This is a genomic window from Dietzia kunjamensis (assembly GCF_045689975.1).
Classification (GTDB): domain Bacteria; phylum Actinomycetota; class Actinomycetes; order Mycobacteriales; family Mycobacteriaceae; genus Dietzia; species Dietzia kunjamensis.
Genome location: NZ_CP143297.1, coordinates 134,579 through 157,137, shown reverse-complemented (window position 1 = coordinate 157,137; position 22,559 = coordinate 134,579). Strand labels below are relative to the sequence as shown.

Here is a 22,559-nt window from a genome sequence, read left to right as displayed (position 1 = left end):
GTGAGAGCGCCCGGGCCCGGACGGGGTCCGGGCGCTCCCACATCCGCCCGATCAGGCGTACATGCCCTCGATCTGCCCGGCGTAGTGCTCCGCGACCACGTGCCGCTTGACCTTGAGGGTCGCCGTCAACTCGCCCGAGTCCTCAGTGAAGTCGCGGGGCAGTACGACGAACTTCTTGACGCCCTCGGCGTGCGAGACCTGCCGATTGGCATCGTCAACGGCGGCCTGGATCTCGGCGCGTAGCGCGGGGTCGGTGACCAGGTCCTCGGCCGGCCGGCCGCCGTGATCGTTCTCTTCCGCCCAGTTCTCGAGCTCGACCTCGTCCACCGTGATCAGCGCGGAGACGAACTTACGGGCCTCACCGATGAGGACCGCGTGGCCGACGAGTCGATGCGCCCGGATCGCGTCCTCGATCTGCCCCGGCGAGACGTTCTTACCGCCAGCGGTGACGATGATCTCCTTTGCGCGACCGGTGATCGTCAGGTAGCCGTCCGCGTCGAGCGAGCCGAGGTCACCGGTGGCGAACCAGCCGTCGCGGACGGCCTCGGCGGTCGCCTCCTCGTTGTTCCAGTAGCGGTCGAAGATCAGCTCGCCGGCCAGTTCCACCTCACCACTGTCGGCGATCCGGACGCTCGTCCCGGCCACGGGTCGCCCGACGGTGCCGATGCGCTGGCAACCGGGGCCGTTCACGGTCGCGGCGGCGGTGCTCTCGGTGAGCCCGTAGCCCTCGTAGACGGGCACGCCGGCTCCGCGGAAGAAGTGCGAGATGCGGTCAGGCAGGGCGCCTCCGCCGGAGATGGCGTACTCACAGCGACCGCCGAGCGCCGCGCGGATGGCCCTGTACACGAGCAGGTCGAGAGCCTTGTACCGGGCGGCGTGCAGGAGCGAGGGCCGGCGCGCGTCGTCCAGTCCGTCGTTGCCGCGCAGACGGCTGTCCTCGATGGCGACCGCTTCGGCGCGCTCGAAGATCCGCCTCTGAACCGCGCCCTTGGCGGCGGCCTTCGTGGCGATCCCGTCGCGCACCTTCTCGAAGACGCGGGGTACCCCGAGAATCATGTGCGGCCGGAAATCGGCGAAGCGCGGGAGGATGGTGGAGGTGTCGTCCCAGAAGCCGACGGTCGCGTCACCGAGGTAGACCGTGTAGGTCACGGCGCGGGCGAGCACGTGGGCCAGTGGCAGGAACATCAGGACCTTCTTGCCCTGCTGCGCCATCGACCCGATGGGGTGGTCGAGCAGCGCGTGACACTCCGACAGGAGGTTGCGGTGGGTGATCACGCAACCTTTGGGCCGTCCGGTGGTGCCGGAGGTGTAGATGATCGAGGCGGGGGTGTCGAGCTCGAGAGTGGCCACCGCGGCGTCCAGGGTCTCGGCCTCGACGGACTCGCCGTCGGCCTCGAGGGCCTCGAGCCCGCCGTCGTCGAGGTAGAGGATCCGGGTGCAGGTGTCGGGGACGGTCGTGTCTCCGACGACGACGACGTGTTCATCGTTCTCGGCCACGAGAACCTTCGCCGCGGAGTCGGCGAGAATCCATTCGAGTTGCCCCGCCGAGGATGACGGGTAGATCGGCACGGTGATGGCTCCGGCGGTCCAGACGGCGAGATCGACCAGCACCCATTCGAGGCGGGTTCCGGCCATGAGCGCCACCCTGTCCCCGGGCTCGACGCCGGCCGCGATGAGTCCGGCCGCGATCCTGTCCACGCGCTCGACGAGTTCGGCGTTGGAGACGGATCGCCACCGGCCGTCGACGTGATGGTCGAACGGGACCGCCCGCGGCGCCGTGGCGGCGCGCCCTCGCGCCACCACCGGGATCAGGTCGGAACGTATGAAGTTTCGCTGGGCGGGGACGGTGATCTCGCGCATGCCGGAGGCGGCCTTTCGGGCGACGATGAAAATGGAGCGCAGTCGATTATCGGCCCGACGGGCGCTCGTGGCAATCAGGGGACCATTCCTTTGCCACACCCTCGTGCCATCTCGACCTATCGCGTACACTCGCGAATAGACAGACCTGTTCATTCTTCAGAACGGAACACACCATGGCGCAGATCTACTCCGACATCTCTGAGACCATCGGCAAGACCCCGCTGGTCCGTCTCAACTCCCTGACCGAGGGACTGCAGGCCACCGTCCTGGCCAAGCTCGAGTCCGCCAACCCGGCCGCGAGCGTGAAGGACCGCATCGGCGCGGCGATCATCGACGACGCGGTGGCGTCGGGCGGCCTCAAGCCCGGTGGCACGATCGTCGAGGGCACGTCCGGCAACACCGGTATCGCGCTGTCCATGGTCGCGGCGGCCCGCGGTTTCAAGGCCGTCATCGTCATGCCCGACACCATGTCGGTCGAGCGCCGCGCCGTGATGCGCGCCTACGGTGCCGAGCTCATCCTCACGCCGGGCTCCGAGGGCATGAAGGGTGCGGTGGCCAAGGCCGAGGAGATCGCCGCGACGCGTGAGAACGCCGTCCTGGCGCGCCAGTTCGCCAATCCCGCCAACGTGGACGTCCACCGCCGCACCACCGGCCCCGAGATCTGGGAGGACACGGACGGCGACATCGACGTGTTCGTGGCCGGCATCGGCACCGGCGGCACCATCTCCGGCGCGGGCAGCTACCTGCGCTCGCAGAAGTCGGACCTGCACATCGTCGCCGTCGAGCCCAAGGACTCGCCGCTGCTGACCGAGGGCAAGGCCGGACCGCACAAGATCCAGGGCCTGGGCGCCAACTTCGTGCCCGAGATCCTCGACCGCGAGATCTACGACGAGGTCACCGACGTGACCCTCGAGGACTCGCTGGAGATAGCCAAGCGGCTCGGCAAGGAGGAGGGCATCCTCGCGGGCATCTCCTCCGGCGCCAACGTGTGGGCCGCCCTCGAGATCGCCAAGCGCCCCGAGAACGCCGGCAAGACCATCGTCGTCATCGTGTGCGACTACGGTGAGCGCTACGTCTCCACGATGCTGTTCGAGGACTACCGCGACTGATGACGCCGACGTCCGATCGCCCGGTGGGGTTCTGGCGCACGCTGCGCGAGGACCTCGCCGCGGCGCGCGCCCATGACCCCGCCGCCCGGGGCGACGTCGAGAACGCCGTCGTCTACTCCGGCCTCCACGCCATCTGGTTCCACCGGCTCTCGCACCGGCTGTGGAACGCCGGCGGCGCCGGCCGCACCGCCGGACGCGTCCTGTCCCAGTTCTCCCGATTCCTCACGGGGATCGAGATCCACCCCGGCGCCACCATCGGCCGGCGGTTCTTCATCGACCACGGGATGGGCGTCGTCATCGGTGAGACCGCGGAGATCGGCGACGACTGCATGCTCTACCACAGCGTCACCCTCGGCGGGGTCTCGCTCAAGCAGACCAAGCGCCATCCCACCCTGGGCGACCGCGTGACCGTGGGCGCCGGCGCGAAGATCCTGGGCCCCGTCGAGATCGGTGACGACTCCTCGGTCGGCGCCAACGCCGTCGTCGTCAAGAGCGCCCCCGCCGACTCGATCGTCGTGGGCATCCCGGGCGAGGCACGGCCTGCCAGGTCCACCAAGGAAGAACTGCGCGACGCGCAGTTCTACATCGATCCGGCCATCTACATCTGAGGCGGATCCCATCGAGAAGACCGTTCCGCACGCATCGCCCGAGTGACGGCGTGCGGAACGGTCTTCTCGTCGACGGACTAGGCTTTCCGGCTGTGCGGACGCTTCCGACTACCTACTGGCTGCGCGCCCCGCTGGCGCTGCTGGCCCTCGCCTCGGTGGTCATGGTGCTGCGGGCGCCCGACGAGCGGACCCCGTGGTGGGGCATCACCGGGAACTTCCTCGACGTCAACGTCTACCGCTGGGGCGGCAGCGCCGTCCTGAACTCGATCCCGTTGTACGACGGACTGCTCTCGGGTGACGACTCCGGGCGCTTCTACCCGGAGATGCCGTTCACCTACCCGCCGTTCTCGGCGCTGCTGTTCGCCCCTCTGGACCTGGTGACCCCGCGGCTCATGGAGGCGGCGTGGCTCGCGCTGACCCTCGTCCTGCTCTACCTCGCGGTCCGGATGTGCCTGCGCGCGCTGGACTACCGCCCGGACCGCGTCACCGCCCAGGTCTCGCTGTGTCTCGCGCTCATCGCCCTGTCCACCGAGCCGGTGCGGACCACCGTGTGGTTGGGCCAGATCAACATCCTCCTCCTGGTCCTGGTCCTGGCCGACCACCTCGCCTGGAGGTCGGGCCGCCGGTGGGCGGGGATCGGTTCGGGCCTGGCCGCGGGCATCAAACTCACCCCGGCGTTCTTCTGGGCGCACTGGGTCCTCACCGGACGCTGGCGGATGGCCGTCGTCTCCGGGGCGGCGTTCGGCGGCACCGTCGCCCTCGGCTTCGTGCTGATCCCCCGCGACGCCGCGGGCTACTGGTCGGGGACCCTGTTCGAGTCCCAGCGGATCGGGCACGACGCCATGTTGGCCAACCAGTCCCTGCGGGGTGCCATGGCCCGTCTCGCCGGCACGGAGATGGCGCCCACCTGGGCGTGGCTGCTCGGGGCCGCTGTGGTGGCGGCCGTCGGCCTGGGCGTCGCCGCGCTGGCCCATCGCGCCGGACACCAGCTCCTCGCCCTGACGTTGGCCGGACTGACGATGACCATGGTCTCGCCGTTCTCCTGGGGCCACCACTGGGTGTGGTTCGTCCCGCTACTCGTGCTGACCGTGCACTACGCGATCGCCGCCCGGCGCTGGTATCTCTGGCTGCTGCCGGCGCTGCTCTGGGCGGCCACCGCGAACTGGGTGCAGAGCTTCCCCGACCCGAACTTCCCGGACGACCGCTGGGTGGCGATGGGCCTGTTCATGCTCGGCGGCGACATCCCGCCGGTCATCTACACCGTGATCACCAACGCCTACCCGCTGACCTGGTTGGCCGCGGTGGGGCTCGCCGCCCTCCTGCTCCTACGCGCCGGCCCGGACGGCGCTAGGCTGCGCGACTATGGGACGGCGGACGACTCGTCACCCGGCGCGCAGGATCGTCGCCGCGGGTGACGTCAGGCGAGAGGTGGCGACGCTCGCCGTCGAGGAACCACTCGAGATCAGGGTCGGCGGCCAGCCGTTCGTCGTGACCATGCGGACGCCGGGCGACGACATGGACCTGGCGGCGGGCCACCTGGTCTCCGAGGGCGCCGTCTGGAACCGCGAGCACCTGCCCGAGATCTGCTACTGCACCACCGTCAGCGGACGGACCGAACAGGACTACAACACCCTCACCGTGACCCTGTCACCGGACATCCCGGAGCCCCGCTCCGCGCGGGCGTCCACCATGAGCAGCGCCTGCGGCGTGTGCGGCGTGGACTCGATCGACGAGGTCCGGCGCTCGACCCACTTCCCGGCCGAGCCGGCGGAGCCGCTCATCGATCCCGCGGTCCTGCTGTCCCTGCCCGACCGACTCCGCGAGCACCAGCGGGTCTTCGACAAGACGGGGGGCGTCCACGCGGCGGGGTTGTTCACTGCCACCGGAGAACTGCTGTGCCTGCGTGAGGACGTGGGGCGACACAACGCGGTGGACAAGGTGGTCGGCTGGGCGTTGCGCGAGGGGCGATTGCCGCTGCGCGGGGCCATCCTGCAGGTCTCCGGCCGGGCCTCGTTCGAGCTCGTGCAGAAGGCGTCGATGGCGGGGATCCCGCTCCTGTCCGCGGTGAGCGCGCCGTCATCGCTGGCGGTGGACCTCGCCGCGGAAACCGGCGTGACCCTGGCCGCCTTCAGCCGGGTCGACCGCGCCACCATCTACACCCACCCCGAACGCATCCGCGACTGACTCACCCCAACCCTGGCGAACTAAATACCCACCAGGGTATTTTTCAGGCATGGCTTCCACGACTGACATAGACACCTTCGCCTCCCACCACCAGGAGGGCGCCCCGCTCATCGATGTCCGCGAGCCCCACGAGTACATCGCGGGTCACGTCCCCGGCGCGCGCCTGATCCCCTGGGCGACGTCGCTTCCGCCCCGGATGTCGCGCCCAAGGGGACCACCGTCTTCGTGATCTGCGCGTCCGGCAATCGCAGCAGGTCCGCCTGCCGGGCGCTGGAGGCCCGGGGCATTCCGGCCGTCAGCGTCGACGGAGGGACCAGGGCCTGGGCCGCGAGCAGACGACCCGTGGTCACCGGTCCGGACGCGTCGTGACCCCCTGCGATCCGGTCACGGTGTAACCCGGGCCCGCGTCCGGGGCCGGGACGGCGCCGGGTTCGGGGTCGGCGTCCCCGGCCGCGACATACCCGCGGCCCGGCGCGATGAACAGCAGGAGCAGCGCGGCACCGGCCGCGACGAGGCCGAGCGCGAGCAGGGCATCGGAGAGGCCGGCGGTGAAGACCTCCGCGGCCGCGTCCACCACCGGCCGGGCAGCCGGTCCGGCCGCCGCCCCGAACTCGACGGCACCGGCGAAGGAACCCTCCACCGCGGCACGGCCGGCCTCGGGCACCGACGGCAGCAGCCCGGTGATGTCGGCGGCGTACCGGCCGGCGAGGATACTGCCGCCGATCGCGATGCCGATGGCGGCCCCGATCTCGCGCATGGCGTCGTTGACGGCGGCCGCGACCCCCTGCTCGTCGATGGGGATGTCCGACACGATCGCCGAGGTCGCGGGCGCGGTCGACAGTCCCAGTCCGGAGGCGGCGATGAACAGGGGCCACAGGACGTCCCAGTACCCGGAGTCGACGCCGAGCCGCGAGAGCAGGACCATACCGACCGCGATCGCACCGACGCCCACGACAGACATGACCCGCAGCCCGACGGCACGGGTGAGCTTCGGCGCGAGTAGTGACAGGACCAACACGGGCACCACCATCGGCGCCAATGCCATCGCGGCACCGAGCGCGTCGTACCCCTTGACCAGCTGGAGGTACTGCACGATGAGCAGGAAGAACCCGAAGATCGTGAGGAACTGCATCGCGACGGAGATCGACCCGGCGGAGAACCCGCGGCGCCGGAAGTAGCGGACGTCGAGCAGCGGGTCGGGGGCGCGCAGCTCGACGAGGACGAAGCCGACGATGCTGAGCGCGGAGGTGACGAGCGCGATGACCACGAGGGGTTGGGCGAAACCGGCGTGCGTCCCCTCGATGAGCCCGAACACCACGCCTCCCACGGCGAGGGCGGAGAGCACCGACCCGGCGACGTCCGGTCTGCCGTGCCTCGAGGCGACGGACTCGGCGATCGTGAACGCGGCGATCAGCACCAGGACGCCCACCGCGGAGTTCACGATGAAGATCGATTTCCAGGACCACACCTGCAGCATCAGTCCGGATCCGAGAAGGCCCACGATGCCGCCGACCCCCGCGAACCCGGCCCAGGTCCCCACGGCCGTACCGCGCCGCTCCGGCGGGAAGCTGGCGGTGAGCAGCGACAGGGTGGACGGCATGACGAACGCGGCCCCGATCCCCGCGATCGCCCGCAGGAGGATGAGCCACAGCGGAGAGTCGAGCCACAGCGGCAGTACCGAGGACACGGTGAACAGCGCCAACCCGACGATGAGAGTCGCGCGGCGTCCGAAGCGGTCGCCGAGAGCCCCGGCGGTGAGGACGAGAGCGGCCAGCGCGAGCGTGTACGAGTCCACGATCCAGGTGAGCTCGGCCTGGGTGGCCCCGATCGCCACGGCGATGTCGGGCAGCGAGGTGTAGAGCGCGGACATGGTGGCCACCACCAGGGACACCGCGACGATGTTGATGAACAGCAGCCAGCGGCGCCGTCCTGGGGACAGTTCGAGCACGGGCCCTCCCGGGGTCGTCACGGAAAACGATACCGGCGGTATCGCTTCCTGTCCGACACCGTAACGCACGACCGCCCGTGTGGCGGGCCACAATGGGATACATGACCTCCACCACCGACCCCCGCCGCGCCCGATCCCGCGGCAAGTTGCTCGACGCGGCGTCGTCGCTCCTGCTCTCAGGCGGGGCGGCCGCGGTGACCGTGGAGGCGGTCACGCGGGCATCGGGAGTCGCCCGGACCACGTTGTACCGGAATTTCCCCTCGACCGATTCCCTCATCGCGGCGGCGTTCCAGCGGCTGCTGCCCACCCCGGAGTCGCCGTCGGCCGACCTCCCGGTGCGCGACCGCCTCGTCCACCTCTGCACGTCGATCACCACGCTCATCCAGAACGCGCCGATGCAGCAGTCGATGATCGGCTGGCTGGCGATGGGCCGGTCCGCCTCCGATGACGACGAGGTGGGCAGGCTCCGCCGGAGCGTGGTGGACTCCTATGCCGCCCCTCTGCACGAGGTCCTGTCCGCCGCCGAGACCGACGGCACCCTCGTCCCAGGCGACCGCGACCTCGCCGTGGCCCAGTTGGCCGGTCCCGTCGTCCTCGCCCGCATGATCGGCCTGCGACCCTTCACACCGCGGGACGTGGAACGCCTGGTCGACGACTTCCTCCGCGGCCGGACGGCCGGTGAGACGTGACCACCGTCGGCGCGGTCGTCCTCACCGGGGGTCGCGCGAGTCGCCTCGGCGGGGTCGACAAGGCGCGACTGGCGGTGGCGGGTCGGCCGATGGTCGAGGCGGTGCTCGGCGCCGCCCGGGCGGTGGCGGGCCCCGTCCGCACCGTGGGCCCCGGGGGCGACACCCGCGAGGATCCGCCCCACTCGGGACCCGTCGCCGGGATCGCCGCGGGACTGCGGGCGCTCCCGCCGTCGGTCGACCTCGTCGTCGTCGTCGCCTGTGACCTGCCGGACCTCGACGCCGCCACCCTCCGCGCCCTCCTCGCCGCGCTCCGGCCCGCCGCCACCACCCACGCCCCCGGCGCGGCACTCGCCGTCGACGTCGCCGGGCACGACCAGTACCTCCTCGCCGCGTGGGACCGCCGCGCCCTCGCCGCGCGCCTGGCCGCCCTGGAGGCCGACGGCGGCGTGGGCGGGCGACCGGTACGGGCCCTGTACGACGACGAGGAGGTCGTCCGCGTCCCCGTCGGCAACCCCGCACGCGACGTGGACACGTGGGCCGACCTGGCCGGACACGGACCGGTCGCGCTCCCACAGGTGGGGGCGGTCCTGCGCGCCGGGCTCACCCCGCTGCCGGCGGACGTGCGCCCGCCCCTGGCAGCCGTCGGCGCGGTACTCGCCTCACCGCTGGTCGCCGCGGACCCGATGCCGCGGGGGCCGGTGTCGGCGATGGACGGTTACGCGCTGGCCGGGCCCGGCCCGTGGCGACTGACCGGCGCCGCCCGCCGCGCCGGGGACGGCTCGTCGGCGACGCTGACCCCCGGCACGGCGGCGCCCATCGCGACCGGCGCCCTGGCCCCCGCCGGCTGCGATCGCGTGCTGCGGCACGAACTGGTGACGGTGACCCCGGCCCGCACCGGCCCCCCGGTGGTCACCGCACTGCCGGGGGGCGACGGGGTGAACGACCTCCGCCCCGTCGGCGAGGACTGGCCGGTCGGTCACGAACTGGCCCCGGCGGGGGCGGTGCTCGACGCGGCGCTGGCCTCCGCGGCCCTGTCCGCGGGGGTGATGGCCGCACGGGTCCGGGGGCCGGTACGCGCGGCGGTGGTCACGACCGGTGACGAGGTCCTGCCCGCCGACACGCCCGCGCCGCTTCCGCCGGGCCGGATCCGCGACACAGTGGGCCCGCTGCTCGGCGGGGTCCTGGCGCGGGCGGGGTTCGCCGGCGTCGGCCCGCCCGGGCACTGCGCGGACACCCCGGACGCGGTCGACGCGCTGCTCGGCGGCGGCCCCGGGTCCGCGGACGCGGCGGCCGGCGACGTGGTGGTGCTGGTGGGCGCCACCGGCCGCGGCGTGGCCGATCTGCTGCGCCCGGCCCTGGCGCGCGCGGGCGCGCGGATCGTCCTCGACGGGGTCCGTGTCCGCCCGGGAGGGTCGCAACTCGTGGCCGTCCTCGCCGACGGGCGCATCCTGCTGGGGCTACCGGGTAATCCGCTGGCGGCGGTGTCCGCGGCGGCGACCACGGGCCGGGCGCTGGTCGACGCCCTCACCGGACGCCAGCGCACACCGATGCTGGGGCGCGTCCACGGACTGGCCGACCTGGCCACCCCGGGCCGCTCGCGGATCCTGCCCGCCCGACCGGACGGCGCCGGCGGCTGGCACCTGGCCGGCCGCGTGCGCACCGCGCACCTGGCGGATCTGGCGGGCGCGCCCGCCCTGGCCGTGGTGCCCGAGAGCGGGGGACCCGGCGCCGGGGCCGGGGCCGAGGCCGACGACCTCGTGGAAATCATCGACTGGATCTGACCGGTCCGCGATCGGGTGTTGCCGCAGGTCGGAGGGCGACCACAAATGACCAGTTCAGAAGGTATTTGAGATCACCGACGTCAAATGCACCCGGCCAGCTCGCAATATGGCACGCTCGGCGTTGTGCAGCTGTCCCGGTCCTCCGATCTCGCGCTCCGCGCCCTCATGCGGCTCGCCGTCGCCGACGAGCGTGGCGACCGCATGACCGCCGCGGCGATCGCGGAGTCGGTGAACGCCTCGACCTCCCACGTGGCCAAGATCGTCTCCCGTCTCGTCGACCTCGGCCTCGCCGAGTCCCGGCGCGGCCGGGGTGGGGGGCTCGTCATCACCGAGGCGGGCCGACACGAGTCGGTCGGGTCATTGCTGCGCGAACTGGAGGGCCCCGGCGAGGTCGTCCAGTGTGAGGGCCCGACGCCCTGCCCGCTCGCCGGGAACTGCGGTCTGCGACGAGCTCTCGTCGGCGCCCGCGAGGCGTTCTTCGCCGCCCTCGACCCCCTCACCGTCGAGGGCATCGTCCGGGCACCCACCCGCCAGGTGTCACTCAGCCTCGCCACCGCCCCACGGCCGGACCCCGGCCCGGGGTCCTGACCACCCCCACCCCGCAACACCCCCACCCCACAGTCCGGCCCCCACGGTGCCCGGGCCACCCCGTCACGCCCCGAGAAGGAGATCCCCATGACCACGTCGCTCACCACCCTGGAGTCGATCCTCGCGCACCCCCGCGAGCTGTCCGAGGAGCACGCCGCCGTCGTCCGCGCGACCCTGCCGGTCATCGGCGCCCACATCGACGAGATCACGCCCGTCTTCTACCGGACGATGTTCGCCGACAATCCCGAACTCCTCCGCGACACCTTCAACCGCGGCAACCAGAAGCTGGGCGCCCAGCAGCGCGCGCTCGCGGCGTCGATCGCGACGTTCGCCTCCCTGCTGGTGGACGGCCGCAGCCCGGTCGACATGCTCTCCCGGATCGGGCACAAGCACGCGAGCCTCGGCATCACCCCCGACCAATACCAGGTGGTCCACGACTACCTCTTCGGCGCGATCGTGGAGGTCCTGGGCGAGGCGATCACCCCGGAGGTCGCGGCGGCGTGGGACGAGGTCTACTGGATCATGGCCGCCGTCCTGGTGGACTTCGAGAAGGCCCTCTACGCCGAGGCGCAGGTGGAACCGGGGGACGTCTTCCGCACCGCCACCGTGATCTCCCGGGAGGACGTGACGGACTCGGTCACCGTGATCACCCTCGGTGGTCCGGACGGCGAGCCGCTGCCCGACTTCCGTCCGGGCCAGTACACCTCCGTCGGCGTGGTCCTGCCCGACGGCGCGCGCCAGCTGCGTCAGTACTCCCTGTCGACGGCACCGGGCGACGGCACGTGGCGCATCGGTGTCCGCCGGGTCGACGCCGAGGTCCGGGGCGGGCTCGGCTGCCCCGCCGGCGAGGTCTCGGGCTGGCTGCACGCCCACGCCGAGGTCGGCACCACGATCCAGGTCACCCTCCCGTTCGGCGACCTCGTCCTGGACGCCGCCGGGATCGGCCGGGACCAGGACGCCGCGCCCGTGGTCCTCTGCTCGGCCGGGATCGGCATCACCCCGATGCTCGGGATGGTCGCCCACCTGTCGGCGACGGAGGACACCCGTCGCGTGCTCGTCCTGCACGCCGACCGCTCGCCGGCCGACCACGTCCTCGCCGAGGAGGTCGCGGGCGAGTCCTCGCTGCTCGCCGACGCCGAGGTGCACACCTGGTACGAGCAGGGGGCGGACACCGTCGCCGGCCCGGGCGCGGTCCACCGGGGATTCATGGACCTGGCGACGGTCGAACTCCCCGAGGGGGCGCACGTCTTCCTCTGCGGGTCGACCGGCTTCCTCCAGTCACTGCGCCCGCAGTTCCTCGAGGCCGGCGTGCCCGCCGAGCGGCTCCACGCGGAGTTGTTCGCCCCGAACGACTGGCTGGTGTAGTCCCGCCGGCGTGGGCCCGGATGGCCTCCGTCCGGGCCCACGCGCAGCCCCGAAAGGCGCGTCGCGGAGTGTATTTGACCTGTAACAACTCGTGGGCGTGTGGACGAACTCGCGGACGCTCGCCGCGATCTGGCAGACACTGGGGGTCCGGGCGGTTGCCCCTCGAACTGGCCCGGCGCAGCGAGACAAAACACAGATCCGACGCAGCGAGAGCCGACGCGAAAGGACCCATGGTGTCCTCAGCACCAGATTCCGCGACCCGCGATGCGGGGCCCCCTGTCGTCCCCGACCCGGGGAAAGCGAACCTCGCACTGGCCCTGTGCTTCTCGGGATTCCTTCTCACCTTCTGGGCGTGGGCCCTGATGGGACCGCTGGGCGCGACATACAAGGACCAGTTGGGACTGACGTCGTTCCAACAATCGCTCGTCGTGGCGTTGCCGGTCGTGGTCGGGTCACTCGGCCGGATCCCCGTCGGCGCGCTCACCGACCGCCTCGGCGGCCGCACGATGTTCCCGCTGATCGCCGCGCTGACGATCCTCCCCACCCTGTTCGTCGGGTTCGTCGACAACAGCCTGACCGTCCTGCTCATCGGCGGATTCTTCCTGGGCATCGGCGGCACCTCGTTCGCCGTCGGCGTCCCCACCGTCAACTCCTGGTTCCCGCCGAACCGGCGCGGCACGGCGATCGGCATCTTCGGCGCCGGAATGGGCGGCACGGCCATCGCCGCGTTCACGACCCTGCGGCTCCGCGAGGCGTTCGGCGACCAGGCGCCGTTCGTCCTGGTCGCGATCCTGCTGGCCGTGTACGCGGTCGTCGCCCGGATGCTCCTGAAGAACTCGCCGACCTGGACGCCCGCCCAGGGAAACTGGGTGGTCAAGGCGGCCAGGACCCTCGCCCGTCCCGTCACCCTCAAACTGGCCTGGCTCTACGCGATGGGCTTCGGCGGGTTCGTGGCGTTCTCCGTCTATCTGCCCACGTACCTGCACAACTTCTACGAGTTGGAGACGGAGGACGCGGCCCTGCGGACCGCCGTGTTCGTGGTGATCGCGGTGGCCTCCCGACCCCTCGGCGGCGCGCTGGCCGACAGGTTCCCCGGCGCCTGGGTGCTCATCGTGAGCTACACCGTCACCGGGTTGATGGCCGCCGCCGCGACGGAGCGCATGCCGCTCGTCAGCGCGGATGCCGGCACCTTCTACCCCGTCGGGACGGCGGTCTTCCTGTTCATGGCCGCGTCGCTGGGCACCGCCTCCGGCGCCGTGTTCGCCCTGGTGGCCGAACTGGTCGAGCCAACCGCGGTCGGGTCGGTCACCGGCATCGTCGGTGCCGTCGGAGGCCTCGGCGGCTTCGTCCCCCCGCTGCTGCTCGGCTACTTCTGGACCGCCCACGGCAACTACCGCGTCGGGCTGCTCCTGCTCTTCGTCCTCTCGATCGCCACCGCCGCCCTCACCTGGCTGTGGTTCCTCCGTACCCGTCGCAGTGAGCCCGCCGCCACGGAAAGGACCCCGGCATGACCAGCATCGACTCCCCCCGCCCCGCCTCGCCGACGCCGGAGGGCCGCGGCACCGGGTCCGGTCGGATGGACGGCCCCGCCTCCGATGCCCTGCTGCGGGCCGGCCGGTTCTTCCGCCGGGGGGAGGCCTCCGACGACCTGCGGACCGTCACGCACTCCGGCGGGCGGGAGTCGGACGTGTTCTACCGCGACCGCTGGAGTCACGACAAGGTCGTCCGCTCCACGCACGGCGTCAACTGCACGGGCTCGTGCTCGTGGAAGGTGTACGTCAAGGAGGGGATCATCACCTGGGAGTCGCAGCAGACCGACTACCCGGACATCGGCGACGACATGCCCGGCTACGAGCCCCGCGGCTGCCCGCGCGGCGCCGCCTTCTCCTGGTACACCTACTCCCCCACCCGCGTGCGCTACCCCTACATCCGTGGCCGGTTGATGGAGCTGTGGCGCGCGGCCCGCGCGGAGCACTCCGACCCGGTGGACGCGTGGGCCTCGATCGTCGAGGACCATGAGAAGACCGCCTACTACAAGCGGGCCCGCGGCCACGGCGGACTGGTGCGCTGCCGGTGGGAGGACGCGATGGAGATCGCCGCCGCCGCCCACGTCTACACGGCCAAGACCTCCGGCCCGGACCGGGTCGCCGGGTTCTCGCCCATCCCGGCGATGTCCATGGCCTCGTTCGGCGCCGGCTCCCGCTTCATCGAGTTGTTCGGCGGATCCATGCTGTCGTTCTACGACTGGTACGCGGACCTGCCCGTGGCCTCGCCCCAGGTGTTCGGCGACCAGACCGACGTCCCAGAGTCCGCGGACTGGTTCAACTCGTCCTACCTCATCATGTGGGGCTCCAACGTCCCCGTCACGCGCACCCCGGACGCCCACTTCATGACCGAGGCCCGCTACCGGGGCCAGAAGGTGGTGGTGGTCTCCCCCGACTACGCGGACAACACCAAGTTCGCCGACGAGTGGCTGCACCCGCACCCCGGCACCGACGGTGCCCTCGCGATGGCGATGGTGCACGTAGTGCTCACCGAGTTCTACGCGCGCCGGTCCACGCCGGAGTTCGAGTCGTACGCCAAGAAGTACACGGATCTGCCGTTCCTCGTCACCCTGCGCACGCGCGGGGACGGGTCGGTGGTCCCGCACAAGTTCGTCACGGCGGACATGCTCGCCGACGGCGTGCTCGAGGCGGACCCGGGTGAGAACGCCGCGAACAAGACCGTCCTCATGGACGCCGTGACCGGGCGCCCGGTGGTGCCGAACGGCACCCTGGGCGACCGGTTCGGCGAGCAGGGCGCCGGGAACTGGAACCTCGACCTGCGTGACATCGACCCCGCGTTGAGCCTGCTCGACACCCTGGAGGGCACCGCCGAGGTCGTCCTGCCGCGCTTCGACACCGTGCGTGGCGACGCCGGGACCATCACCCGCGGGGTGCCCTACCGGACGGTGAGGGGTGACGACGGCGAGGACCTGCGCGTCACCACCGTCCTGGACCTGATGATGGCGCAGTTCGGCGTGGGCCGCGAAGGCCTGCCGGGCAGCTGGCCGAGCGGTTACGACGACCTCGAGCCCTACACCCCGGCGTGGCAGGAGCAGCACACCGGCGTGCCGGCCGCCCAGGCCGAACGGATCGGTCGCGAGTTCGCCCGCAACGCCCTCGAGTCCGGCGGCCGGTCCATGATCCTCATGGGCGCCGGCACCAATCACTGGTTCCACTCCGACGTCATCTACCGGGCCTTCCTGGCGCTGACCATCCTCACCGGGACGCAGGGTGTCAACGGTGGCGGCTGGGCCCACTACGTCGGGCAGGAGAAGGTACGGCCGCTGACCGGGTTCCAGCAAGTGGGAATGGGCCTGGACTGGTCGCGCCCGCCCCGGCAGATGATCGCCACCGCCTTCTTCTACCTGCACACCGGACAGTGGAAGTACGACTCCTACGGGGCCGACGTCCTGACCGCCGCCACCGGCGAGAACCGCTTCGCCGGCATGAGCACCCCGGACCTCGTCGCGATGTCGGCCCGGCTGGGCTGGATGCCTTCCTACCCGACCTTCGACGCCAACCCGCTGGACCTGGGCGCGGAGGCCGCCGACGCCGGGGTGCCGGCGGCCGATCACGTGGTGGGCCGGATCAAGGACGGGTCACTGCGGTTCGCCGCCGAGGACCCGGACGGCCCCGGCAACGCGCCCAAGGTGCTCACCGTGTGGCGCTCCAACCTGCTCGGGTCGTCGGCCAAGGGTGACGAGTACTTCCTCCAGCACCTGCTGGGCACCGACTCGTCACTGCGCGCCGACCAGGCCCCCGAGGGCCACCGCGGGCGGGACATGGTGTGGCGGGAGGACGCCGAGGACGGCAAGCTGGACCTGCTCACCACCCTCGACTTCCGGATGACGTCCACGACCCTGTTCTCCGACCTGGTGTTCCCCGCGGCCACCTGGTACGAGAAGCACGACCTGTCGTCGACGGACATGCACCCCTTCGTGCACTCGTTCAACGCCGCCATCAACCCGCCGTGGGAGACCAAGACGGACTTCGAGACGTTCCGCCTCCTCGCCGATAAGGTCTCCGAGCTCAGCCACGGTCACCTCGACATCCGGACCGATGTGGTGGCGACGCCCCTGGGGCACGACACCCCGGACGCGCTCGCCAATCCGGGCGGCACGGTCTCGGACTGGAAGGACGGCTCGTGTGAGCCCGTCCCGGGGAAGAACTTCCCCAAGATCACCGCGGTCGAGCGCGACTACCGCCTGCTCGGGGAGAAGTTCGGGTCGCTCGGCCCGCTCGCGGAGAAGGTCGGCATGCCCGTCAAGGGACTCATGCTCAAACCCGACAAGGAGATCGGGGTCCTGCTCAAGGCCAACGGCGAGACCCGCAAGGGCGTCGGGAAGGGTCGACCGCGGCTCGACACCGACATCCGGATGTGCGAGGCGATCCTCACCCTGTCCGGGACGACCAACGGACGGCTGGCGACGCAGGGGTTCGAGCAGCTCGAGGCCCGGACCGGCCGCGAGCTGGCGGACCTGTCGCGGGGCGAGGAGGGCAAGCGCATCACCTTCGCGGACACCCAGTCCCGGCCCCAGCCGGTCATCACGTCCCCCGAGTGGTCGGGGTCCGAGCACGGCGGCCGGCGGTACAGCGCGTTCGTCATCAACGTCGAGCGGCTCAAGCCGTGGCACACGCTCACCGGGCGGATGCAGTTCTTCATGGACCACGACTGGATGGCCGAGATGGGCGAGCAACTGCCGGTGTACCGGCCGCCGCTCAACATGCACCAGCTCTACGGCGAGCCCGTCCTCGGCTCGGATGACGGGTCCGGCGGCGCGGCGCTGACCGTCCGCTACCTCACCCCGCACAACAAGTGGTCGATCCACTCGGAGTACCAGGACAACCTCCTCATGCTCAGCCTGTCCCGCGGCGGGCCGACCATCTGGATCAGCAAGGAGGACGCCGAGCTCATCGGCGTCGTGGACAACGACTGGATCGAGGCGGTCAACCGCAACGGCGTCGTCGTCGCCCGCGCCATCGTCTCCCACCGCATGCCGGCCGGAACGGTCTACATGCACCACGCGCAGGACCGCGTGGTCGACGTGCCGATCGCGGAGGCGTCGGGCAAGCGCGGCGGTATCCACAACTCGGCAACCCGCATCCTCATCAAACCGAGCCATCTCATCGGCGGGTACGCGCACTTCAGTTACGCGTTCAACTACATCGGCCCCACCGGAAACCAACGTGACGAGGTGACGGTCATCCGCCGTCGCTCCCAGGAGGTGCAGTACTGATGCGCGTCATGGCCCAGATGTCCATGGTGATGAACCTGGACAAGTGCATCGGCTGCCACACCTGCTCGGTGACCTGCAAGCAGGCGTGGACCAACCGGTCCGGCACCGAGTACATGTGGTGGAACAACGTCGAGACCCGACCCGGGCAGGGGTATCCCCGGACATACGAGGACCAGGAGCGGTGGAAGGGCGGCTGGGAACTCGGCAAGAACGGCCAGCTCAGGCTCAAGGCCGGCGGGCGGATGAAGAAGCTGCTCCAGATCTTCTCCAGCCCCACGATGCCGTCGATCGACGACTACTACGAGCCGTGGACGTACGACTACGACACGCTCGTGTCCTCGCCCCTGCAGGAGCACACGCCGGTAGCCCGGCCCTACTCGCTCATCAGCGGCAAGCCGATGAAGATCTCGTGGTCCGCCAACTGGGACGACGACCTGGGCGGTTCCCCCACCCACCTGAAGGACGACCCGATCCTGGCCAAGGTGAGCGAGGAGATCAAGGCGGAGTTCTCCGAGACCTTCATGTTCTACCTGCCGCGCATCTGCGAGCACTGCCTCAACCCGTCGTGCGTGTCCTCCTGCCCGTCGGGCGCGATGTACAAGCGGGTCGAGGACGGCATCGTCCTGGTGGACCAGGACCGCTGCCGCGGCTGGCGCCAGTGCGTGACCGGATGCCCGTACAAGAAGGTGTACTTCAACCACCGCACGGGCAAGGCCGAGAAATGTACGTTCTGCTTCCCCCGCGTCGAGGTGGGCATCCCCACCGTGTGCTCGGAGACGTGCGTGGGACGCCTGCGGTACATCGGACTCATCCTCTACGACGCCGACAGGGTGCTCGAGGCGGCCTCCGAGCCGGACGAGCACAAGCTGCTCGCCGCGCAGCGCTCGTGCTTCCTCGACCCGAACGATCCCGAGGTGGTCGCCGCGGCCCGCGAGGCCGGCATCCCGGACGACTGGATCGAGGGCGCCCAGCGGTCGCCGATCTGGCAGCTCATCTCCCGGTTCGAGGTGGCCCTGCCGCTGCATCCGGAGTACCGCACCATGCCGATGGTCTGGTACGTCCCGCCGCTGTCGCCCATCGTCGACCGGGTCGCCGCGGACGGTGGTGACGGCGAGGACGCCGACACCCTCTTCGGCGCCATCGACACCATGCGCATTCCCATGGAGTACCTCGCGGAGCTGTTCACCGCGGGTGACGTGGACGCCATCCAGGTGGTGCTCAACCGACTGGCCGCGATGCGCACCTACATGCGTGACATCAACCTCGGCCGCGAACCCCGTGCGGAGATCTGCGACGCCGTCGGGATGACCGAGGAGGACGTCTACGACATGTACCGACTCCTGGCCCTGGCCCACTACGACGAGCGCTACGTGATCCCCACCGCCCACCAGGAACAGGCCCACTCGCTGGAGGAACTGGCCACCGAGTGCAGCCTCGACTACGAGGGCGGGCCCGGGATGATGGGCGAGTCCGGGCCGTTCGGTGAGGGCTCGGGCGACCAGGCCCTGCCGATCGCCGTCGAGAGCTTCCACGCCCTCAAGCAGAGGCAGACCTCGGACACCATCGCCTCCCCGGGCGACAAGTCCAGAAGGGTCAACCTCCTCAACTGGGACGGTCTCGGCACGGGCGGCCTGTTCCCCGGAAGCAAGGACTGACGCGATGGGTGCACAATTCCTGGCCGGAACCGGCTTCGGCAGCGACCTGTTCGCGCGGGTGCGTCGGGCGGTGGGCCCCGGCAGCGGGCCGGCGGTGGGCCGCGGGGCGCCCGGCGACCCCGCGCTCTACCAGGCCGTCTCACTGCTGATCGACTACCCGACCGCCGAGCTGATCGGCCGGCTCCCGCTCGTCCGCGAACTGGCCGAAGAGCGGGGCGCCGTCGCGCGGCCACTGCTGGGTCTGGTGGACCACCTGGAGTCGACCCCCCTCGACGACCTGCAGTCGGAGTACGTGGAGACGTTCGACATGCGGCGCCGCTGCTGCCTCTACCTGACCTACTACCGGTACGGGGACACCCGCAAGCGCGGCACCGCACTCGTCGACTTCATCGAGACGTACAAGGCGGCCGGTGCCGAACTCGGGGCCGGGGAGCTCCCCGACCACCTCGGCGTGGTCCTCGAGTTCGGTGCGCAGTGCGATCTCGACGGCTGCCGTGCGCTGCTCGTCCAGCACCGCGCCGGTCTCGAGTTGCTGCGGATCTCGTTGGCCGACCGCGGCTCGCCCTGGACCGGCGCGCTGGAGACCGTCTCGGCCACCCTCCCGGCTATCGGCGGGCACGACCGCGACGCCGTCAGCAGACTCGTCGCCCAGGGGCCGCCCGACGAGGAAGTCGGCCTGGAGGCGTTCACCTCCTCGTCCTACCTGGAAAGCGGGGCCCGGCCATGATCGGAACGACTGCAGCCGAGGTGACGATCCCGGACATCTTCCTCTGGGTGATCCTGCCGTACGTGTGCCTGGCGATCTTCGTCGTGGGCCACTGGTGGCGGTACCGCTACGACAAGTTCGGGTGGACCACCCGTTCCAGTCAGCTCTACGAGTCGCGCCTGCTCCGCTGGGGCAGCCCGCTGTTCCACTTCGGCATCCTCTTCGTGGTCGGCGGCCACATCATCGGCCTGGTCATCCCCAAGTCGTGGACCGAGGCCGTGGGCATCAGCAACGACGCCTACCACTGGATCGCGGTGATCACCGGGGCGATCGCCGGCTTCTGCACCGTGGTCGGACTCGTGATCCTCATCTACCGTCGCCGCACGGTCGGGCCGGTCTTCTCCGCCACGACCGTCAACGACAAGGTCATGTACGTCTTCCTGGCCGCGACGATCTTCCTGGGCATGGCCAACACCATCGTCGGCAACATCCTCAGCCACTACGACTACCGCGAGGAGCTGTCGGTGTGGTTCCGAGGCATCTTCTGGTTCCAGCCCGATCCGGCACTGATGCTGTCCGCGCCCATGTCGTTCAAGCTGCACGCGATCGTGGCGTTCCTGCTGTTCGCCATCTGGCCGTTCACCCGCCTGGTCCACGTGTTCTCCGCGCCGATCGGCTACCTGTGGCGTCCCTACGTCGTGTACCGGTCGCGTCCGGCAGGCCAGTTCGGCAACCGCCCGTACCGCCGGGGCTGGATGCGCGAGGACGTCGGCGACGTGAGCCGCGAGATCGGCGCCGGGCGGGCCCGGTCCGGATCGAGCCGCGTACCACGTCACTGAGGTGACCCGGTCACGCAGCCTCCCGACGCCCGCGCGACTGTCTCCGGGGTACTTCGCCATGGTCATGGCGACGGGGATCGTCGCCGTGGGAGCCGGGCAGCGGGGCTGGGAGACGGTGTCCGTTATCCTGATCGTGCTCACCGCGATCGAGTACGGGATCCTCGTGCTCCTCACCCTGTGGCGGCTGATCGCCTTCCGCGCCGAGGTCGTCGCCGACCTGCATGACTCCCGCACCGCGTTCCTCTTCTTCACGTTCGTCGCGGGGACGAACGTTCTCGCGGTGGCGCTCGCGGGGCGGCACCTGCTCGTGGCGTCCGTGGCGCTCCTCTGCGTCGGCGCGGCCGTCTGGATCGTGCTCGGCTACACGGTCCCCTGGGTCGCGGTCCTGTCCCGCGACGAGCGCCCCGTGGTCGCGGAGGCCAACGGCACCTGGTTCATCTGGGTCGTCGCCAGCCAGTCGGTGGCCGTCGCCGCGGCGACCCTGGAGCCCCACGTCGAGTCGGCCCGCGACGCCCTCGCGATCGTGGCCGTGGCGTCCTGGTCGGTCGGCGTCGTCCTCTACGTGGCGTGCGCGGTGTTCGTCTCGCTCCGGCTCATGCTCTACCCGCTGGATCCGCGGGAGCTCGATCCCCCGTACTGGGTCTCGATGGGGGCGGTGGCGATCACCGTCGTCGCCGGCGCACGGATCGTGGAGATGGCCAGCGCCCCGATGGTCGACGCCGTGCGAGGACTCGTCGCGGGCCTGGTCGTGGTGTTCTGGTGCTTCGCCACCTGGCTCATCCCGGCCCTGGTGGCGGTGGGGGTGTGGCGTCACGGGATCAAGAGGGTGCCGTTCCGATTCGAACCCACCTGGTGGTCGATCGTCTTCCCGCTCGGCATGTACGCCGTCGCGGGGATGTACCTCGGGCGGGCCGACGACCTGCCGATCGTCGCCTGGATCGGCGAGACGTGGATGTGGGTCGCGGTCGCGGCCTGGCTCATCGCGCTCGTCGGCATGATCCGATCCAGACTCCCGCGGGTCACGCGGGTCCCGACATGACGGGCCGGAGTGGCGGTGCCGAACCCGCCCCGCCGTCAGGGGCGGGACGGGTCGAACCGTCAGCGCCGGCGGTTGCGCATCTTCTCCGCGAACTCGCGGGCCTTGCGCTGGTTCTCGGGCTTCGAGGCCTCGCGCTTGACCACCTGTACGGCCTTGAGCGCGATCCCGCTCCTCAGTGCATTGCGTAGGAATGCCATCGTGTACCTCCATGTCCGGGGGCGCCAGTCTAGAGTCGGTGGGCCCCTACCGCGACCGGCCGAGAGTGGAGTCCGAGGAGTACGGATATGAGAAGTGACGGCGACGCCCTGTGGCGCATCCTGGCGACCCGCCGCGACCATCGTCACTTCCACCCGACACCGGTCGCGCGGGAGACCATCGAGCGACTGCTCGAGGTCTTCGCGGTCGCGCCGAGTGTCGGACTGAGCCAGCCGTGGCACGTCACGGTGGTCGAGGACCGCGCCGTACGGGAATCCATCCACTCCGGCTTCCGCGCGGTCCGCGCCGCCGAGGCCGAACGGTTCGGCGGCGAACGCCGCGAACTGTACGACTCGCTCCGCCTGGAGGGCATCCTCCAGGCGCCCGTGGGCCTGGTGGTCAGCCATGTGCCGCCGCCGGGTCCGATCCTCGGGACCACCAGCGTCCCGGCGGCGACCGAGTACAGCGTGGTCGCCGCGATCACCCTGTTGTGGCTGGCGGTGACGGCGGAAGGCCTCGGTATGGGATGGGTGAGTCTCGTGGAACCCGGCCATCTCTCCGACAGCGTGCGGCTTCCGCCGGGCGCACGCCCTCTGGCCTACCTGTGCCTCGGGTACCCTGCCCTCGAGCTGGACGAACCACTGTTACAGACCGTCGGGTGGGGACGTCGTTCCCCGCTGTCCGTCGACTGGGTCTGACCACGCCGGGGGAC

18 protein-coding genes and 1 pseudogene are annotated in these 22,559 nt (G+C 70.8%); 16 read left to right on the top strand and 3 right to left on the bottom strand.

What is annotated here, in order from left to right; genetic code table 11:
- Positions 1 to 51 precede the first annotated feature (51 nt).
- A complete protein-coding gene (locus VZF99_RS00740) occupies positions 52 to 1,860 on the bottom strand; it encodes an AMP-dependent synthetase/ligase (protein ID WP_407335444.1) in 1,809 nt (602 codons plus the stop codon).
- A gap of 173 nt (positions 1,861 to 2,033) precedes the next feature.
- Here VZF99_RS00740 and cysK point away from each other — a divergent pair, with 173 nt between their 5' ends.
- The 5 genes and pseudogenes from cysK (at position 2,034) to VZF99_RS00715 (ending at position 6,130) form a co-directional block, all read left to right on the top strand.
- Positions 2,034 to 2,969 carry a cysteine synthase A gene (gene cysK / locus VZF99_RS00735; RefSeq protein WP_407335443.1) on the top strand — a complete coding sequence of 312 codons (936 nt, stop codon included), beginning with the start codon at positions 2,034 to 2,036 and terminating at the stop codon, positions 2,967 to 2,969.
- Entirely contained in the window at positions 2,969 to 3,577 is a 609-nt protein-coding gene (gene epsC, locus VZF99_RS00730) for a serine O-acetyltransferase EpsC (protein WP_067714980.1), read from the top strand. The genes cysK and epsC overlap by 1 nt, the downstream gene beginning before the upstream one ends.
- Before the next feature lie 92 nt (positions 3,578 to 3,669).
- Positions 3,670 to 4,992, top strand: coding sequence for a glycosyltransferase 87 family protein (locus VZF99_RS00725; protein ID WP_407335442.1), 1,323 nt, complete (start codon positions 3,670 to 3,672; stop codon positions 4,990 to 4,992).
- Positions 4,940 to 5,761 (top strand): formate dehydrogenase accessory sulfurtransferase FdhD, encoded by an 822-nt coding sequence (fdhD, locus tag VZF99_RS00720; protein WP_154829495.1) that lies wholly within the window; start codon positions 4,940 to 4,942, stop codon positions 5,759 to 5,761. The genes VZF99_RS00725 and fdhD overlap by 53 nt, the downstream gene beginning before the upstream one ends.
- 49 nt (positions 5,762 to 5,810) lie before the next feature.
- Positions 5,811 to 6,130: pseudogene (locus VZF99_RS00715) on the top strand (rhodanese-like domain-containing protein).
- Here the strand turns inward: VZF99_RS00715 and VZF99_RS00710 are convergent.
- Positions 6,108 to 7,730, bottom strand: a complete 1,623-nt coding sequence (locus VZF99_RS00710; RefSeq protein WP_244294177.1) for an MFS transporter — start codon at positions 7,728 to 7,730, stop codon at positions 6,108 to 6,110. The pseudogene VZF99_RS00715 and the gene VZF99_RS00710 sit on opposite strands and share 23 nt — an antisense overlap.
- Before the next feature lie 80 nt (positions 7,731 to 7,810).
- Between VZF99_RS00710 and VZF99_RS00705 the strand changes: the two genes are divergently transcribed.
- From VZF99_RS00705 to VZF99_RS00660, 10 genes are all read left to right on the top strand, one after another.
- Positions 7,811 to 8,398 carry a TetR/AcrR family transcriptional regulator gene (locus VZF99_RS00705; protein WP_253002960.1) on the top strand — a complete coding sequence of 196 codons (588 nt, stop codon included), beginning with the start codon at positions 7,811 to 7,813 and terminating at the stop codon, positions 8,396 to 8,398.
- Positions 8,395 to 10,179: an NTP transferase domain-containing protein gene (locus VZF99_RS00700; RefSeq protein WP_407335441.1), complete on the top strand. Its 1,785-nt coding sequence runs from the start codon at positions 8,395 to 8,397 to the stop codon at positions 10,177 to 10,179. The genes VZF99_RS00705 and VZF99_RS00700 overlap by 4 nt, the downstream gene beginning before the upstream one ends.
- Before the next feature lie 123 nt (positions 10,180 to 10,302).
- On the top strand, positions 10,303 to 10,767 hold the full coding sequence (locus VZF99_RS00695; protein ID WP_407335440.1) for an RrF2 family transcriptional regulator: 465 nt from the start codon (positions 10,303 to 10,305) through the stop codon (positions 10,765 to 10,767).
- 87 nt (positions 10,768 to 10,854) lie between these two features.
- Positions 10,855 to 12,132, top strand: coding sequence for a globin domain-containing protein (locus VZF99_RS00690; RefSeq protein ID WP_185952042.1), 1,278 nt, complete (start codon positions 10,855 to 10,857; stop codon positions 12,130 to 12,132).
- Between the two features lie 233 nt (positions 12,133 to 12,365).
- Positions 12,366 to 13,643 carry a nitrate/nitrite transporter gene (locus VZF99_RS00685; RefSeq protein WP_407335439.1) on the top strand — a complete coding sequence of 426 codons (1,278 nt, stop codon included), beginning with the start codon at positions 12,366 to 12,368 and terminating at the stop codon, positions 13,641 to 13,643.
- Complete coding sequence (locus VZF99_RS00680) at positions 13,640 to 17,413, top strand: nitrate reductase subunit alpha (protein ID WP_407335438.1); 3,774 nt, start codon at positions 13,640 to 13,642, stop codon at positions 17,411 to 17,413. The genes VZF99_RS00685 and VZF99_RS00680 overlap by 4 nt, the downstream gene beginning before the upstream one ends.
- Positions 17,413 to 19,068, top strand: coding sequence for a nitrate reductase subunit beta (gene narH / locus VZF99_RS00675; protein WP_067715004.1), 1,656 nt, complete (start codon positions 17,413 to 17,415; stop codon positions 19,066 to 19,068). Before VZF99_RS00680 ends, narH begins: the two co-directional genes overlap by 1 nt.
- A 4-nt stretch (positions 19,069 to 19,072) precedes the next feature.
- Positions 19,073 to 19,795, top strand: coding sequence for a nitrate reductase molybdenum cofactor assembly chaperone (narJ, locus tag VZF99_RS00670; protein ID WP_132062245.1), 723 nt, complete (start codon positions 19,073 to 19,075; stop codon positions 19,793 to 19,795).
- On the top strand, positions 19,792 to 20,613 hold the full coding sequence (narI, locus tag VZF99_RS00665; RefSeq protein ID WP_119193031.1) for a respiratory nitrate reductase subunit gamma: 822 nt from the start codon (positions 19,792 to 19,794) through the stop codon (positions 20,611 to 20,613). The genes narJ and narI overlap by 4 nt, the downstream gene beginning before the upstream one ends.
- Positions 20,614 to 20,671: 58 nt before the next feature.
- Positions 20,672 to 21,652: a tellurite resistance/C4-dicarboxylate transporter family protein gene (locus tag VZF99_RS00660; protein ID WP_119193038.1), complete on the top strand. Its 981-nt coding sequence runs from the start codon at positions 20,672 to 20,674 to the stop codon at positions 21,650 to 21,652.
- Positions 21,653 to 21,711: 59 nt separating this feature from the next.
- Here VZF99_RS00660 and VZF99_RS00655 read toward each other — a convergent pair whose 3' ends face one another.
- Positions 21,712 to 21,849 (bottom strand): hypothetical protein, encoded by a 138-nt coding sequence (locus VZF99_RS00655; protein WP_167457859.1) that lies wholly within the window; start codon positions 21,847 to 21,849, stop codon positions 21,712 to 21,714.
- Between the two features lie 87 nt (positions 21,850 to 21,936).
- Between VZF99_RS00655 and bluB the strand changes: the two genes are divergently transcribed.
- On the top strand, positions 21,937 to 22,545 hold the full coding sequence (gene bluB, locus VZF99_RS00650) for a 5,6-dimethylbenzimidazole synthase (protein ID WP_132062249.1): 609 nt from the start codon (positions 21,937 to 21,939) through the stop codon (positions 22,543 to 22,545).
- Positions 22,546 to 22,559 lie beyond the last annotated feature (14 nt).